The 17,054-nt window shown below is 63.7% G+C and carries 14 protein-coding genes; 12 read left to right on the top strand and 2 right to left on the bottom strand.

Features of this window, described 5'->3' with window-relative positions:
- Window positions 1-73 precede the first annotated feature (73 nt).
- Together HME9302_RS01960 and HME9302_RS01955 are read right to left on the bottom strand one after the other, a co-directional pair.
- Window positions 74-331: a hypothetical protein gene (locus HME9302_RS01960; RefSeq protein WP_230079837.1), complete on the bottom strand. Its 258-nt coding sequence runs from the start codon at window positions 329-331 to the stop codon at window positions 74-76.
- Window positions 315-1,706, bottom strand: a complete 1,392-nt coding sequence (locus tag HME9302_RS01955; protein ID WP_115367401.1) for a sulfotransferase family protein — start codon at window positions 1,704-1,706, stop codon at window positions 315-317. The genes HME9302_RS01960 and HME9302_RS01955 overlap by 17 nt, the downstream gene beginning before the upstream one ends.
- 107 nt (window positions 1,707-1,813) lie before the next feature.
- Between HME9302_RS01955 and serS the strand changes: the two genes are divergently transcribed.
- The 12 genes from serS (at window position 1,814) to HME9302_RS01895 (ending at window position 17,044) form a co-directional block, all read left to right on the top strand.
- Window positions 1,814-3,094, top strand: a complete 1,281-nt coding sequence (gene serS, locus HME9302_RS01950; protein WP_115365612.1) for a serine--tRNA ligase — start codon at window positions 1,814-1,816, stop codon at window positions 3,092-3,094.
- Window positions 3,095-3,110: 16 nt separating this feature from the next.
- Complete coding sequence (surE, locus tag HME9302_RS01945) at window positions 3,111-3,887, top strand: 5'/3'-nucleotidase SurE (protein WP_115365611.1); 777 nt, start codon at window positions 3,111-3,113, stop codon at window positions 3,885-3,887.
- A 26-nt stretch (window positions 3,888-3,913) separates the two neighbouring features.
- On the top strand, window positions 3,914-4,681 hold the full coding sequence (locus HME9302_RS01940) for a M23 family metallopeptidase (RefSeq protein ID WP_181815651.1): 768 nt from the start codon (window positions 3,914-3,916) through the stop codon (window positions 4,679-4,681).
- A gap of 15 nt (window positions 4,682-4,696) precedes the next feature.
- Window positions 4,697-5,806, top strand: coding sequence for a potassium channel family protein (locus tag HME9302_RS01935; RefSeq protein WP_407641329.1), 1,110 nt, complete (start codon window positions 4,697-4,699; stop codon window positions 5,804-5,806).
- Between the two features lie 95 nt (window positions 5,807-5,901).
- Window positions 5,902-7,299, top strand: a complete 1,398-nt coding sequence (rimO, locus tag HME9302_RS01930) for a 30S ribosomal protein S12 methylthiotransferase RimO (RefSeq protein ID WP_115365609.1) — start codon at window positions 5,902-5,904, stop codon at window positions 7,297-7,299.
- Between the two features lie 372 nt (window positions 7,300-7,671).
- Window positions 7,672-8,469, top strand: a complete 798-nt coding sequence (locus HME9302_RS01925; protein ID WP_115365608.1) for a transglutaminase-like domain-containing protein — start codon at window positions 7,672-7,674, stop codon at window positions 8,467-8,469.
- Between the two features lie 96 nt (window positions 8,470-8,565).
- Window positions 8,566-10,005: a glucose-6-phosphate dehydrogenase gene (gene zwf / locus HME9302_RS01920; RefSeq protein WP_115365607.1), complete on the top strand. Its 1,440-nt coding sequence runs from the start codon at window positions 8,566-8,568 to the stop codon at window positions 10,003-10,005.
- Window positions 9,998-11,815: a phosphogluconate dehydratase gene (edd, locus tag HME9302_RS01915; RefSeq protein ID WP_115365606.1), complete on the top strand. Its 1,818-nt coding sequence runs from the start codon at window positions 9,998-10,000 to the stop codon at window positions 11,813-11,815. The genes zwf and edd overlap by 8 nt, the downstream gene beginning before the upstream one ends.
- On the top strand, window positions 11,812-12,798 hold the full coding sequence (gene glk / locus HME9302_RS01910) for a glucokinase (RefSeq protein ID WP_115365605.1): 987 nt from the start codon (window positions 11,812-11,814) through the stop codon (window positions 12,796-12,798). The genes edd and glk overlap by 4 nt, the downstream gene beginning before the upstream one ends.
- Window positions 12,795-13,424 (top strand): bifunctional 4-hydroxy-2-oxoglutarate aldolase/2-dehydro-3-deoxy-phosphogluconate aldolase, encoded by a 630-nt coding sequence (gene eda, locus HME9302_RS01905; protein ID WP_268243469.1) that lies wholly within the window; start codon window positions 12,795-12,797, stop codon window positions 13,422-13,424. Before glk ends, eda begins: the two co-directional genes overlap by 4 nt.
- A complete protein-coding gene (locus tag HME9302_RS01900) occupies window positions 13,421-16,201 on the top strand; it encodes a phosphoenolpyruvate carboxylase (protein WP_115365603.1) in 2,781 nt (926 codons plus the stop codon). The genes eda and HME9302_RS01900 overlap by 4 nt, the downstream gene beginning before the upstream one ends.
- Before the next feature lie 90 nt (window positions 16,202-16,291).
- Window positions 16,292-17,044, top strand: a complete 753-nt coding sequence (locus tag HME9302_RS01895) for a L,D-transpeptidase family protein (RefSeq protein ID WP_115365602.1) — start codon at window positions 16,292-16,294, stop codon at window positions 17,042-17,044.
- Window positions 17,045-17,054: the final 10 nt, after the last annotated feature.

Raw genomic sequence — 17,054 nt, 5'->3', positions numbered from 1 at the left:
ATTCTCCTTTTGTCATAACAATGGTTCGGCCCGCTTCCGGTTCCGCCCACACGCACGGACACGGGCCGCACCGTCAGTCGGTCGGTTGCTGACGCCTGCGCCGTTTCCGGCGGTTCGCTTCGGCTTCGCTGGAGAAGCTGCGCGGCAGGCGATCGGCCTCGCCTGTCGCATGAACTACAACATCGCCCGGCGCGATATCGTTAGAGGTGTAAACGTCCCAATTGCGGTGGATCATGTCGGGAATGCCGAATACGCGCACGGCGTTCCAGTAACGGTCGTCGCGAAAGCCGACGAAGTGCAGCAACCGGGAAGGTTCAACCGTGGTCGACAAGGCGGGCAGCAAGCAGTTCGCTGCGAAGGTCGAACGCATCGATATAACCCTCCATACGGTCAGCCACTTCGCCGTCGGTCAGGCCATATTGTGCCAGGCTGTAGCGGTGGGGCGTACGTTTCAATCCCCGTGACCGATCGAGAAAATCTTCCATCGCCGGCACCGCAGGATCGATTTCGAGGCCGAGAAAATTATACACCCGGTCCATCGTACCACGCCAATCGCGGTCCATGTCGTCATAATGCACGTCGATCATGCGGTCGGCCGGAATACCGCGCCGTGCCGCCATCATGCGATCCACCTGTAGCCCCGTCTTACGCAGCCATTCGCGCCCGATATCTTCCGGCCGCACATCATCGGAATAGATGATCGTCTGGTTCCAGGCGAGGCTGGCGGCGCTACCTACCACGGCCTTGGGATCGCGGTGGGTGAAGATCAGCCGCGCGTCGGGAAATACCGTCAGCAGCGCGGGCAGGTCCAGCATGTGCTGCGGCGTTTTCAGGATCCATGGCTTGATGCTGCTTTCCTGCTGCGACCAGCCGATCAGGCGCAGCATGTCTGCCATGGCGCGGTAGGCAGGGGTGGCATCGACCCCCTCGCACCAGCGGCCATAAGTGGGCACTTGCCACTGCGCCTCGTGCTTCATGCCGTACATGCTGGAAACCAGCAGGCCGAGCTCTTCTTCCGGTTCATAGGGTCCGGTGGGATGGATCGAAAGCGTGCGCGGATTGGCCAGCCGGGCGACCTTCATGATCCGTGCGGCCAGGATCGGGCGGAAGTCCTCTTTCTCGCCCGCCAGAACGTCCTCGAAATCGGGGCGCGGAACCGGGCTGATGGTTTCGAAACTGCGCATGTGCGAAAACCGATGATCGCTGGCGAGCAGGCGGTGCATCCTGGTCGTGCCGGAACGCATCGGCCCGACGATGACCACCGGACGCGGAATTGAGCGTTCGAGAATTTCAGGATGGCGGCGGAACCAGTCCTGCGCCCACAGTCTGTCGACCAGCACCTTGTGAAATTGCTGGCGGGCCGCAAACACCCCTGCCGCATTCAGCTTAGCCTCGGCAGCGATGGCTTCGAGCAGCGCGTCCAGCGGCCTTTCGAACCAGGGATCGCCGAAATCATCCATACCTGCGCTTTTGCGCGCAGCGTCCAGCAGCCGGTCTTTCTCGAGCGGTGTCCCGTCGGCAAGACCTGTGCGGACGCCGATCTGCAGGGCGGCGTTGAGCAAGGAAATGAACGGCGTCCGCTTCGGCGGAAGTTCGTCAGCAGTCGGCAAAAACGCCCCCTCTTCAATGTCCTGACCCGGCAACACCGTATTAAAATACGACCGCCGCAGGGCCTGTGTTCCCACCGATGTCTGTTTGTCATCCATTGCGGCATCCACCTGCCGCGAAGCTGAACGCGCCGTCATAAGCGTAACCGGCCTTACCCTGCCAAGCCACTGGAAATACGCGGCGCAGTTGGGCATAGCCCGCGCCCATGCATGACATTCGCCTGATCCGTGACGACCCCGCCACCTTCGACGCCGCGATGCAGCGGCGCGGACTGGAGTCGGTGGCGGACCGGCTGCTGGAGCTCGACCGGCAGAAGCGCGAAGTCGCCACCCGGATGCAGCAGGCGCAAAGCCGCCGCAACGAAGCGTCCAAGGCGATCGGCCAGGCCATGGGCAAAGGCGACAGCGAAACCGCAGATGCCCTCAAGGCCGAAGTCGGACAATTGAAGAAAGAGCTGCCGGCTCTCGAAGAGGCCGACCGCGAACTTGGTGAAAAACTGCAGGACGCGCTTGCTGGCTTGCCCAACGCCCCGGCCGCCGATGTACCCGATGGTGCCAGCGAGGAAGACAACACCGAACTGTCCCGCTGGGGCGAGCGCCGTGAATTCGCGTTCGAACCGAGGGAACACGCGGACCTCGGCCCGGCACTGGGAATGGACTTCGAAACCGGGGCGAAGCTTTCGGGTGCGCGCTTTACCTTCCTGCGCGGCGACATGGCGCGGCTGCACCGTGCGCTCGGGCAGTTCATGCTGGACCGGCAGACGCAGGCCAACGGTTACACCGAATGTGCGCCGCCTGTGCTGGTGAATGACGCTGCGATGTACGGCACGGACAAACTGCCGAAGTTTGCCGAAGATTCGTTCCGCACGACCGACGATCGTTGGCTGATCCCTACTGCCGAAGTCAGCCTTACAGCGTCGGTGCAGGGAGAGATTGTGGACGATGCCGCCCTGCCCATGCGGATGGCGGCGCTGACATTATGCTTCCGGAGCGAGGCCGGGTCCGCCGGCCGCGACACGCGCGGTTTCATTCGCCAGCATCAGTTCGAAAAATGCGAGCTAGTCAGCATCGTGCGGCCGGAAGACAGCGAGGCGGAGCACGAGCGGATGACAGGCGATGCGGAAGGCATATTGCAGGCCCTGAACCTGCCCTACCGCAAGCTGCTGCTGTGCACCGGCGACATGGGCTTCGGCGCGCAAAAGACATACGACCTGGAAGTCTGGCTGCCGGGTCAGGATGCCTATCGCGAAATATCCTCTTGCTCCAACACCGGCGATTTTCAGGCGCGGCGGATGAATACGCGCTATCGGCCCGAAGGCAGCAAGAAGACTGAATTCGTCCACACATTGAACGGTTCCGGGCTTGCTGTCGGTCGCACGCTGGTGGCTGTGGTGGAGAACTACCAGAACGAGGATGGCAGCGTGGACGTGCCGGAAGCGCTGCATGGCTATATGGGCGATTGCCGGCGGTTGGAGCCGAGCGCGTGAGCGGCGGGCTCGCCACATGAGGATCCTCCTCACCAATGACGACGGCATTCATGCCCCCGGCCTCGACGTGCTGGAAATGATTGCCCGCCAGTTTTCGGACGATATTTGGGTTTGCGCACCGGATGAGGAACAGTCCGGCATGGGACATGCCCTTACGCTTACCCGCCCGGTCCGTCTGATCCAGCATGGCGAACGCCGTTTCTCGGTCACCGGCACTCCGACAGACTCCGTCACGATGGGCCTGCGGCAGGTCTTGCCCGAACCACCCGACCTGATCCTGTCCGGCGTCAATCGCGGTGCCAATCTTGGCGACGATGTGACGTATTCGGGGACCGTATCGGCCGCCATCGAGGGCGCGCTCGCCGGCATCCGCTCGATCAGCATGAGCCAGGTTTACGCCCGCAACGGCGAAGCGGACGCCAGCACCTTCGACGCTGCGCGTGAATGGGGCGCAGAAGTGCTGGCGCCGCTGCTCGATACACCGCTGCCCGCACGCACGCTGGTCAATGTGAATTTCCCGGCCTTGCCTGCATCCGAAGTGAAGGGCATTCGTGCAGTCCGGCAGGGATTTCATGACTATGCGCGGGGCAATGTCGTGGAAGGGCGTGACCCGCGCGGATTTAAATACTATTGGTTCGGTCTGGAGCCGATCGAGCACACGCTGGATCATGGCACCGACCTGGAGGCCATCGAGGAGGGTTTTGTGTCCGTCACTCCGTTGCAGCTCGATCTGACGCATCACGCCTCGCTCGGCGAGTTGGGCGAACGGTATGCCGGGAAACATCCATCGTGATCATGTCATCGCGCGCCGCGTTTTTGATGCCTTTCGTCGCCTTCGCGCTGCTTGCGGCAGGCAACCCCGCTACCGAAAACCATCACGTGGTGGAGGAAGGCGAAACGCTGGGCGGTATTGCCAACCGCGCCGGTGTGGAAGCAGCGGTGATTGCAGCCGCCAACGGTCTGGTCGAACCTTACGACGTACAGAAAGGCGAACGCCTGTTCATCCCGCGCCAGCGCAGCCACCGGGTGAAAGCAGGCGAGACGCAGGGCGGCATCGCCAACCGTGCAGGCGTACCGCTTTCTACGATCGCCATCGCCAACGGTATCGATCCTCCATATGCCGTTCGCAGCGGACAACGGCTGATCATCCCGTCGGTCATGGGCGAACCCACTGCTCGCCGCCGCGTGCCGCGCGACCGACCGTTTTTTCGCCGCCCGCATGACGGCAAAGTGCTTGCAGGCTTTGCCAAGCGTGCCGACGGCGGCGGGCATGATGGGCTGGATATCGCCGTGATACCGGGCGACATGGTCCGCGCTGCCGCCACCGGTAGTGTAAGGCTTACTGAGACCGACAACCGCCGTTTTGGCCACATGGTTGTCATCGATCACGGCAATGGCTGGAATACCACATATGGCCACCTTGCACGTCTTACCGTTGCCGAAGGCGAAACGGTAAAGGCTGGCGAGCGTATCGGGATTGGCGGTCAGGGGGGTGTGGCCACCCGGCCCGAACTCCATTTCGAAATTACCCGCAATGGCCGCGACGTAGATCCCGGTCGCTACCTCCCCAAGCGGCGCAACAGGTAACGGCGCGCAGTGAGCATACTCGATTCGAACAGCCCGGCCCGGCGTGACGGGCGCGTTATCAAGGGTCCGAAGTACCGACCGCTGCGGCGCGCGGTCTCGCTGCCGGTATGGGGCGATCTTGGCATCCGCCTCGGCCTCGCGATCTTCCTGCTGGCTATCGTGGTGTTGATCCACTGGTGGGATCGCGGCGGGCTGGTCGATAATCTGGACGGCGAAGTCAGCTTCTCCGACGTGGTCTATTTCACCATGATTTCCGTCACCACGACGGGGTTCGGCGATATCGCGCCAATCAGCGACCGGGCGCGTATGGTCGAGGCAATCATTGTCACACCAATTCGTTTCGCCGTGTTCTTTATCTTCGTGGGCACGGCCTATAATTTCATCATCAAGAGAAGCTGGGAGCAGTGGCGCATGGCGCGAATACAGGAACAGCTGAGCGGACATGTCGTAGTGCTGGGTTACGGCATCAGCGGATCGCAGGCCGTGGAAGAGCTTATCGAGCGGGGCACCGAACCGAGCGATATCGTGGTGGTCGACCCCAGTGAAGACCGGCTAGCCATTGCAGAAGCGATGGGCTGCAATGTCATGGCTGCCGACTCGACGCGCGACGATACGCTGCGGGCTGTGCGCATCAGTGAAGCGCAATCCGTGCTGGTATCGGCGGGACGCGACGATACCTCTATCCTTATCGTGCTGACCGTGCGGCACATGGCGCCAAACGTGCCGATCAGCGTGGTGGTGCGGGCCGACGACAACGAATTGCTGGCGCGGCAGGCCGGCGCAAACAACGTCATCAACCCGGTACGCTTTACCGGACTGTTGCTGGCAGGCAGCGCGAAGGGTGCGCATATCTCCGAATATCTGGCCGACCTAGCCAGCGTGACAGGACGCGTGCAGCTGGTGGAGCGCAAGGTTACGGATGAGGAATGCGGCTCCTCCATTTCCGCTCTGGCGACCGGGGGTCGCGGACTGCGCGTCTACCGCAAGGGTAAAGCGCTGGGTTTCTGGGAGGATGAGTGCCAGAACCTGCAGCCGGGCGATATCATCGTCGAAATCGTGCCAACCGAAAACGGCGCCCAGAACGGCGACAGCCCTTCCTCCGCCGCGACACCCGCCCCGGCCTGACGCCCTGACCTCTGCTCCCACCCCCAGCCCTGTCGCTCCGGCAAATGCCGACAAAAGTGGCGCGCTTGGCCGCTTGGGTGTAGGGGCGCGGCACCATGACCGAGACCGACCTCAAACCGCGCCCCACCACCATCGATGCTGCCCCGCGCATCGGCATGGTCAGCCTCGGCTGCCCCAAGGCGCTGGTCGATAGCGAGCGAATCCTCACCCGCCTGCGTGCCGACGGTTACGCCATGAGCCCCGATTACGCCGGCGCCGACGTGGTGCTGGTCAACACCTGCGGCTTTCTCGACAGCGCCAAGGAAGAAAGCCTGGCCGCCATCGGCGAGGCCATCGCCGAAAACGGCCGCGTCATCGTGACCGGCTGTCTGGGCGAGGAAGCCGACGCCATCCGCGCCGCGCACCCGGCCGTTCTGGCCGTGACCGGCGCGCACCAATACGAGCAGGTCGTGGAGCAGGTGCATATCCACGCGCCGCCCAGCCAGGGCCCGTTCGTCGATCTTATTCCGCAACCCTCCGAACACGATATCAAGCTCACCCCTCGCCATTACAGCTACCTCAAGATTTCCGAAGGCTGCAATCACTCCTGCGCCTTCTGCATCATTCCCGACATTCGCGGCAAGCTGGCCAGCCGCCGGATCGATGCCGTTTTGCGCGAGGCGGAGAAGCTGGTCGCCGCCGGCACGCAGGAACTGCTCGTCATCAGCCAGGACACGTCCGCTTACGGGGTCGATACCCGCCACGAGACGCGGGACTGGAAGGGCCGCCAGCCGCGCGCCCATATAACCGACCTCGCCCGCGAACTCGGCACCCTGCGCACCGCCGGCGGCGTCCCGCCTTGGGTGCGGCTGCATTATGTCTACCCCTACCCCCATGTGGACCAGGTGATCCCGCTGATGGCGGACGGCCTGCTGACGCCGTATCTCGACATCCCGTTCCAGCACGCCAGCCCCAAAATCCTGCGCTCCATGCGCCGCCCGGCGAACGAAGCGAAGGTGCTGGAACGCCTGAAGGGCTGGCGCGAAATCTGCCCCGACATCGCCATCCGCTCGAGCTTCGTGGTCGGCTTCCCCGGCGAGACGGAGGAAGACTTCCGCTATCTGTGCGATTGGCTGGAGGAAGCCCAGCTCGACCGGGTGGGCGCGTTCCGTTTCGAACCGGTGGAGGGCGCAGCGGCCAACGCCCTGCCCAATCCGGTGGCGGAGGAGGTGAAGGAAGAACGCTTCGCCCGCATCATGGACCTCACCGCAAGGATCTCGGCCGAAAAACTGCGCGCCAAGGTAGGCCGCACGTTGCCGGTAATCATCGACGAAGTCGGCGCGCCGGATGAAGACGGCGACATCGGAGCCACCGGCCGCAGCCAGGCCGACGCCCCGGAAATCGACGGAGCCGTCTACCTGCGCAACGTACCCGCCCATCTGGCCGCGGGTGCAATCGTGGACGTAAAGGTCGAGGACGCCGACGAACACGATCTGTTCGGCGTGGTGGCTTAAGTCAGCCACGACAGGTGAGGCCGCGAGGGTGACACAAGCGACATAGGCGTTACCGCGTGTCACCATCTGAAAACTGGAAAAATCGGCCGAAACGCCGCGGTTCACGCACCCGCAGCGGCACCCGCGCGACAAAACGAAAAACAAAATAATCATTCTCCACGCGGCAACATAATTACGCAGGCGCGCGCGTAAAGATCGACAGTAGGAAAGAGCCGGGGAGAGGCTACCAACCTTAATCCTTGTAGGAAAATCAATCCAACTGTTTTGGCTAGTTAGCTCAAGGACGTGAGGTTTGGACATCAGGCTCAGGTAAAAAGGGTGCTTTTGCCATTAGACCCCGGACACATCCGCGCTTCCGCACGTTCACCCGTCATGTCCATCCAGATAGAAACCAGCTTTGCCTTTCAGGCGGAGCAGCCCACCGATGTGCTCCTCCAGTTCGAGGCGGCGATGATTCCCGAGCAATATGTGGCGAAGGTGAACACCACCCTCTCTGACAGCCCGCATATCGCGCGGGTTGCGGCGCAGGACGGGATCGGGGAGCGGATGTGGGTGCGGGCCGAGGGGCGCTTCGACGTGCATTACACCGCCACGGTCGAGGTCAACCGGCTGCTGACCGAGGTGGCGCCTTTGAAGCAGCTCGATCCGCATGATCTGCCGGGCGAAACGATCAAATATCTGTTCGACAGCCGCTATTGCCCCGCGGGCCGGTTGCAAAGCTTCGCGCAGGAGGAGTTCGGCGACCTTCGCGGCGGGGAACGCATGATGGCGATGCATGACTGGATCGCCAGCCATTTCCGCTATGTCCCCGGCTCCAGCGGGCCAACCACCACGGCGGAGGACAGCTTCATCGAAAGGCGCGGGATCTGCCGCGATTACGCCCATGTAATGGTCACGCTGGCGCGCGCATCGGGCGTGCCCGCGCGCTTCGTCAGTTGCTTCGCGCCGGGTGTGACGCCGCCGGATTTCCACGCGGTGGCGGAAGTGTTTCTGGAGGATACCACCACGCCGGGCGGCGGGGCGTGGTACCTGCTCGACGCGACGGAAATGGCCAAGCCGGGTGAGATCGTGAAGATCGGCGTGGGGCGCGATGCCGCCGATGTCAGCTTCATGACCAGTTTCGGCCTGACGGACTTCATGGAAAAAACCGTCAACGTCTCCGCCTCCTGAATATGTATGCGCTGCTCTGGCGCGGGCGGCGGCGCGCTGGTAGCCCGTAATCCGGCTTTCCCGTAATCCGGGACAAGCGCAGGAGACGCGCCCGATATGAGTTTTACCGCAGACCGGCTGATACTGTTCGGCGCGACCGGCGATCTGGCGCAGCGCATGTTGCTACCCAGCCTGTGTGCGCTGGACGCGGACCAGCTGATCGCGCCCGACCTTAAGATCATCGGTACCGCGCGGTCCGACATGGACGACGCCGCGTTCCGCAACTTCGCGCGCGAGGCGCTGGAGAAGTACCTCCCCGCAGACCGGCGCGGCAGCATGGCGGGGTTCCTCAACCGCCTGTCCTACCAGCCCTTGGATGCGACCACGTTGGAGGGGTATGAGGAGCTGGCGGCCAAAGTGGACCGCACCGGGAAAGGCATCGCCATTTTCCTGTCCACCGCGCCCAATCTGTTCGAGCCGACGATAGCGGGGCTGAAACACGCCGGGCTGGCAGATGGCGACGTGCGGATCGCGCTGGAAAAGCCGCTCGGCACCGATCTTGCTTCCAGCCGCGACATCATGGACGCGGTGGCAAGTGCCTTCGACGAGGATCGGACCTACCGGATCGACCATTATCTGGGCAAGGAGACGGTGCAGAACCTGCTCGCCTTGCGCTTCGCCAACATCCTGTTCGAGCCTGTCTGGAACGCGCAATATGTCGATCATGTGCAGATCACGGTGGGCGAAACCGTGGGGCTGGAAGGCCGCGTGGCGTTCTATGACGATGCCGGGGCGCTGCGCGACATGGTGCAGAACCACATGCTGCAATTGCTGGCGCTGGTGGCGATGGAGCCACCCACCAGCTTCGATGCAACCGCCGTGCGCGACGAGAAAGTCAAGGTGCTGCGCGCGCTGCGCCAGGTCGAGGCGGCGGAAACCGTCACCGGCCAGTACCGCACCGGCGCAATCACCGGGCGGTCCGTGCCGGGATACGATGAAGAGCTTGGCAAGGAATCGAACACCGAAACCTTTGTCGCGATCAAGGCGCATGTCGACAATTGGCGCTGGAAGGGAGTGCCTTTCTACCTTCGCACGGGGAAACGGCTGCCGAAACGCGTGACCGAAATCGTGGTGCAGTTCCGCTGCCTGCCACACAGCATCTTTGCCGATAAGGGCGCCAAGACCCAGCCCAACCGCCTGGTAATCGGCATCCAGCCGGAAGAAAACATTCACCTTTCCATGATGGCCAAAATGCCCGGGCTGGACCGCGAGGGCATTCGCCTTCGCAGCGTACCGCTCGACATCACGCTGCCCGATGCGTTTACCGGCACCCACCGCCGGATTGCGTATGAACGCCTGCTGCTCGATCTGATCGAGGGCGATCAGACGCTGTTCGTCCGCCGGGACGAGGTGGAGGCGCAGTGGCAATGGGTGGATGGGATCCGCGAGGCCTGGGACGAAAGCGCAGAAGCGCCCAAGAATTACGCAGCCGGAACCTGGGGGCCTAGCGCCGCTATCGCCCTGGCCGAACGCGACGGAGTGAGCTGGCATGACTGACACCAGACCGGGGCTGCAGGACCCGATCCACCGCGTAACGCAGCGCATTATCGACAAGTCGAAGGACACGCGCCGCGCCTATCTCGATCTGATGGACCGTTACGCCGGCGAGCAGCCGGACCGTGCGTCGGTGTCCTGTTCCAACCTCGCCCATGCTTATGCCGGGGCGGTGGAGGATCAGGACGCGCTGAAGCAGCATCGCGGCCCCAATATCGGCATCGTCACCAGCTATAACGACATGCTGTCCGCGCATCAGCCCTATGGCCGGTACCCCGAACGGATGAAGATCTATGCCCGCGAGAAAGGCGCCACCGCGCAGGTTGCGGGCGCGACCCCGGCGATGTGCGACGGCGTTACGCAGGGGCAGGACGGGATGGAGCTGTCGCTGTTCAGCCGCGATGTCATCGCGATGAGTACCGGCGTCGCGCTTTCCCACGCCATGTATGACGGCGTGGCGATGCTGGGCATTTGCGACAAGATCGTGCCCGGCCTGCTGATGGGGGCGTTGCGGTATGGCCACATGCCGGCGCTGTTCGTGCCCAGCGGCCCGATGCCGACCGGTATTCCGAACAAGGAAAAGCAGCGTGTCCGCCAGCTGTTCGCAGAAGGCAAGGTGGGCCGCGATGCGCTGCTGGAAAGCGAAAGCGCCAGCTATCACTCGCCCGGCACCTGCACGTTCTACGGCACGGCGAATTCCAACCAGATGATGATGGAGCTGATGGGGCTGCATATTCCGGGCAGCGCATTTGTCCAGCCGGGCACGAAATTGCGGCAGGCGCTCGACCGCGCGGCGGTGCACCGGTTGGCGGAGCTGTCCGGCACGGCAGAACGCACGCTGGCCAAATGCGTCGATGAAAAGGCGATCGTCAACGCTGCCATCGGTCTGCTCGCCACCGGCGGATCGACCAATCACGCGATCCATTTGCCCGCTATCGCCCGCTGTGCGGGTATCCAGTTCGACTGGACCGATATGGCGGAACTCTCCCACGCCGTGCCCTTGATAGCGCGGGTCTATCCCAATGGCTCGGGCGACGTGAACCAGTTCCACGATGCGGGCGGGATCGCCTATGTCGTGGCGCAATTGCTGGAAGCCGGGCTGATCCACCGAGATATCGTGACGGTCGGGACGGGCGATTTGGGCGAGTATGCCAAAGAGCCGTGGCTGGACGATGAGATGCTTGCATGGCGCGATGCGGGCGACACCACCGACGATACCATGCTGCGCCCGGCCAGCGATCCGTTCCAGGCCGATGGCGGGATGCGGCTGCTGCAGGGAAATCTGGGCCGCGCATGCTTCAAATCCAGCGCCGTGGACAAGGAACGCTGGACCATCGAGGCACCCGCCCGCGTGTTCCAAACGCAGCACGATGTGGCCGAGGCGTTTGCGAAGGGCGAGCTCGACCGTGATGTGGTCGTCGTCGTCCGTTTTCAGGGCCCGCGCGCAAACGGAATGCCCGAATTGCATAAGCTGACGCCTGCGCTCGGCGTGTTGCAGGACCGCGGCTATCGCGTGGCACTGGTCACTGATGGCCGGATGTCGGGCGCCAGCGGTAAGGTCCCCGCCGCCATTCATTGCAGCCCCGAAGCATTGGGCGGCGGGCCGTTATCGTTGTTGCGGGACGGAGACATGGTGCGCGTCTGCGCGGATGGCGGCGAACTATCGACCACCGCCGATCTCTCCGCCCGCACGCCCGCTCCCGATCCCGCCCCGGCGCACGGACTAGGCCGCGAGCTGTTCGCCATGCTGCGGCTCCACGCGGACGAGGCCGAGCGCGGCGGATCGGCCATGTTGGCGGAGGCAGGTCTATGAGCAACGCAGCGCACCAGATCGTCACCGTCGATATCGGCGGCACCCACGCACGTTTCGCCATTGCCACCATCGCGGCGGATGGCGCCATCACGATGGACGAGCCCGAAACGCTCCATACCGAGGATCACACCAGCTTCCAGACCGCGTGGGAGGATTACCGCGCACGCAAGGGCGGCACGCTGCCCGATGGCGTAACGATGGCGATTGCCGGGCCGGTTACCGGCGAGGTCATCCGCTTCACCAACAACCCCTGGATCATTCGCCCGGCGCTGGTGAAATCGAAGCTTGGCGTAAAGCGCTTCACCATCGTCAACGATTTCGAGGCTGTGGGCCATGCAGTCGCGCGCGCGCCCGAAGACCAGTTCGTCCATCTGACCGGTCCGGACCAGCCGCTCGCACCGACCGGCCGCCTCAGTGTGCTTGGCCCCGGAACGGGCCTTGGCGTGGCGCATCTCTACCGCGAACCAACCGGCGAATACCGCGTCTCCGCAACCGAGGGCGGGCACATAGATTTTGCGCCGTTGGACCAGATCGAAGATGCGATCCTTGCCCGCCTGCGCAAGCGCCATAACCGCGTTTCCGTGGAGCGTGTGGTCGCAGGCCCGGCCATTTCCGACATCTACCAGACGCTCGCTGCGCTGGAAGGCAAGCCCGTCACCGATGAGGACGACATTGCCATCTGGACGCGCGGCCAGGATGGCAGTGACAGCCTCGCCGCCGCCGCCGTGGACCGGTTCTGCCTGTCGCTCGGCAGCGTGGCAGGCGATATCGCGCTGGCGCAAGGCGGCTTCGGCGGCGTGGTGATCGCAGGCGGCCTAGGCTACAGATTGCGCGACACGTTGCTGACCAGCGGCTTTGCCGAACGGTTCCGCGCCAAGGGGCGGTTTGCCGAATTGATGGGGACCATTCCCGTGAAGCTCATCGTCCATCCCCAGCCCGGCCTGTTCGGCGCAGCGGCTGCCTATGCGAGAGAACATCTGTGACCACGACCTCCTCCCTAACCATCCAATCCATCATGCTCGCTGCGCCGGTCGTTCCCGTAATCGTGGTGGAAGATGTGGCGCACGCCCGCCCATTGGCGGAGGCATTGGTGGAAGGGGGACTGACCGCGCTGGAAGTGACCTTGCGCACGCCCGCCGCGTTGGAAGCGATCCGGGTGATGAGCGAAGTGGACGGCGCGATTGTCGGCGCAGGAACTGTGACCAACCCTGACGAAATGGCGGCGGCAATCGACGCGGGCGCGCGGTTCATCGTCTCGCCTGGTCTGACCGAACCGCTGGGACAGGCCGCGATGCGGGACGACGTGCCGTTCCTGCCCGGCATTGCGACGGCGGGTGACATCATGCGCGGGCTCGACCTCGGCCTTGTGCATTTCAAGTTTTTCCCAGCCATGGCGGCAGGCGGGTTGCCTGCATTGAAGGCGCTGGCCGGCCCGTTCGGTCAGTGCAAATTCTGTCCCACCGGGGGTATCAGTCTGGACAATGCGCGCGACTGGCTGGCCTATGATCCGGTGCTGTGCGTCGGCGGAAGCTGGGTCGCGCCAAAGGGGCCGGTGGACCATCAAACGGTCGTTGCTGCGGCCCGCGAAGCGGCGGATCTGCCGCGATGACCGGCACGTTCCGCACCGTCGGCGATCTTTCGGCCAAGCTGCAGGAACATCACGTCCGCACGCAGGAAACGCCGCTGTTTAATCCGGTGTTCCAGCTTTCACTCGACCTTTCGCGGCAGTTGGAAAGCGGCGCGCTCGATCTGGACGGGATCGAGGCGATGGTGGCCGAGCTGGAATGCACCGGGCTGGAAGCGCGCGCCAAACGCCTCCATCGCCTGCTCGCGCCAACCGGCACAGCAGAAAACGAAAAAGCGCTGGCTGACACCTTTACGGTCGATGATTTCGACGCATTTCGCGAACGGTGGGAGCATCCGCAACTGCACGCCGTGTTCACCGCGCACCCCACTTTCCTGCTCAACCCGGCACAGACCGATAGCGTTGCCACTGCGGCGATGGGCGGCGATGCGCCAGCCTGCGACGTTGCAGCGGACCGGCCCGAGATCACGTTGTCCTACGAACATGGCCGCGCGATGCGGGCGATTGCCCATGCGCAGGATGCGCGCGATGCGATGGTGGCCCAAGCGCTCGACCATGCGACCGATTACTGGCCGCGCCAATGGCTGGACCTGCGCCCTCTGCCGTTCCGTTTCGCCAGTTGGGTCGGGTACGACATGGATGGCCGCACCGACATCAAGTGGTACGATTCCATCGGCTTCCGCCTCGCTGAGAAGGCGCAGCGGCTGGCGCGCTACACCGCGCAACTGGAAGCCATCGATGCAAGACACGATCTGCTGGAAACACTGCGGCCCGCGACATCCTATGCCCAGGACCGCGCCGCCGACTTCGCTGCCGATCTGTCCGCGCCCGAGGCGCTGTCGGCTGCCGCCAACCGCCTGACGCGGGACGATCCGGCCAAGCTGTTGTCGCTGACACCGCTGGCTGATGCGCTGGAAGCCGAAGCGGTGAATGCCGCCAAGTCGCGCGCCATTGCGCTCAAAACGCTGGCTGCCGCCATGCGGGCGGATGGGCTTGGGATGGGCTGGATTCACTTCCGGGTGAATGCGAAACAGCTGCATAACGCGATCCGCCGCCGGATCGATGATGGCAATACGCTCGATATTGCCAGCCAGGGCGCGATGGCGACCTTGCGCGATCTGCTGGCGGACGCGCAGCCGCTGCGCTCCAATTTCGCCGCGCTCGCGATCGAGGCGAGCACCGCGATCCGCCAGTTCCTGGCCATGGCGCAAATCCTGCACCACGTGGATGCCGACGCGCCGATCCGGATGCTGGTGGCGGAATGCGAACAGCCCGCCACGGTGCTTGCCGCATTGTATTTCGCGCGGCTGTTCGGGATCGAGGAGAAGGTGGACGTGTCTCCGCTGTTCGAGACCGAACAGGCGCTGGAACATGGCGGGCGGTTCGTGGACTCGTTGCTGGCGGAACCCGCCTATCGCGATTACGCGCAGAAGCGTGGGCGCGTCTGTATCCAGACCGGCTTCTCGGACGCCGGACGGTTCGTCGGACAAATCCCCGCCAGCCTCGCCATCGAACGGCTGCAGGGCCGGTTGGCGGAGGCGATGGCGGCGCAGGGGATGACGGGCACCGCTGCGCTTATTTTCAACACGCACGGCGAAAGCATGGGCCGCGGCGCGCACCCGTCTTCCTTCGCGGACCGTCTGGCATGGCCGCTCAGCCCATGGGCGCGCCGGCGTTTCAAGCGCGGCGGCATTCGCCTGGAGCCCGAAGTCAGTTTTCAGGGCGGTGACGGATACCTGCATTTCAGCACGCCCGAACTCGCCCGTGCCACGCTGACGCGCATCATGGAGCATCCACCCGCCGATACCGATGCCGACGCGCCGACGGATGAATTCTACCGCCGCACCGATCTCAGCCTCGATTTCTACCGCGCGATCCGCCACCACCAGCGTGAACATCTGGAAAGCCGGACCTACGCCCGCGCCATCACCGCCTTCGGCTTGGGCATGCTCAACAACACCGGCAGCCGGGTTTCGCGGCGGCAGAGTGATGTAAACGCCGACCGCGAGATGAGCCTGCGGCAGATCCGCGCCATTCCGCACAATGCGGTTCTCCAGCAATTGGGCTATCCGGTGAACGTCATCGCCGGGGTCGGCACTGCGGCGCAAAGCGATTACGAAGGGATCGCGCAGCTGCTTTCGGATAGCGAGCGCGGCCGGCAATTGATGCGGCTGGTGCGCGAATCCAATGCGCTCGCCAGCATTAAGACGGTCGCCGCCTATGGCGAGCTGTTCAACAGCGCTTACTGGGCGAGCCGGCCCTATCGTGGGACCGAGGACCATTTGAGCGATGCGTGCGAGGCCCTTGCGGAGTATCTTACCACCGATGACCGCAACGGCGTGTTCCGCCGTCTTGCCAGCCGATTGCGGGTCGATGCGCTAAAGCTCCATCGTTTGTTCGGCCATTTGCCCAATGAAAACCTGCCGGACGACCGCGAAACCACGCGGCGTTCCATCGGCGCGCTGCAGGGATTGCGGCTGGCGCTGATGCAGCATCTGTTTCTGAAAGCGGTATCGGTACCTGCTTTCAGCCGCGCCAATGATATTAGCCGCGAAGACGTACTGGAAATGGTCTTCACCCTGCGGATCGACGATGCGCTGGCGCAACTGAACCGCGCCTTCCCCACCAGCTTCCCTTCGCCCAAGGACTTCGCGGTGGATTGCCCGAGCGATTATCCCGATGGCGAGGGCGAAGGTTACAATGCAATCCGCCGCGATTTCATCGATCCGATAGCGCGGGCCAACGCGCTGATGCTGCGCATTTCCACGGCGATTGCCAATATCTTCGGCGCGCATGGCTGAGCGTTAACTTCTGTGGCCGCCCCGTCTCGCGTCGGGACGCCCCGGTTGCGCTACTGGCATTCAGCAACCGGACGCGGCATATCAGGCTGCATGGAACCGATATTCAAATGGATCGCCGGCGCGACAGGCGCGATTGTCCTCATAATTGGCGCGGCGAGCATCGCCGGTGCGAGCATGGACGACGACACAGTCACCCAGGACATTGCAGATGTGATACCGGCCAAAAACACCGGCCCAACAGCCGCGCCCATGGAAGTGGACCCCGCTGCGATTGGCGAAGCCGATGTCGGTGATGACGGTGCTAGAGCCACAATCCAGCCAGCCGTCGCCTCTGACAACGGATCGCCGACCCTTCGGCAGGCCGCGGAAAAGAAGCCCGACGAACGTTTCGTCGTGAAACGGATCCTGCCGATCAAGGGCCCCATCAAATATGGCGAATGGCATTGGGACGAAGAAGGCGTGCCCCCCGGCCCGATCGTGATGACCGTGGATCTGGACGCGCGTGTGCTTTCGATCTTCCGTGGCGGCTATGAAATTGGCGCGACCGCCGTGCTGCTCGGCACGCAAGACCATCCCACCCCCACCGGCACATTTCCAATTCTGCAGAAAAAGCGCCACAATATCAGCAGCATCTACAACGTTCCGATGCCCTATACCATGCGATTGACCTGGGACGGGATCAGCATCCATTCCAGCGATTCCATCGAAAACGGCTTTGCCAGCCATGGCTGCATCGCCACCCCCGATGCCTTCGCCGCCAAGCTGTTTGCCGCCGCCAAGAAGGGCGACAAGGTCATCATCACGCGCGGGGAAACCATGGGTGTGGGCGACGCAATTCTGTAACGCGGTCGGC

The sequence above is a fragment of the Alteripontixanthobacter maritimus genome (assembly GCF_003340475.1).
Classification (GTDB): Bacteria; Pseudomonadota; Alphaproteobacteria; order Sphingomonadales; family Sphingomonadaceae; genus Alteripontixanthobacter; species Alteripontixanthobacter maritimus.
This window is presented reverse-complemented; position numbering and strand designations above follow the sequence as displayed.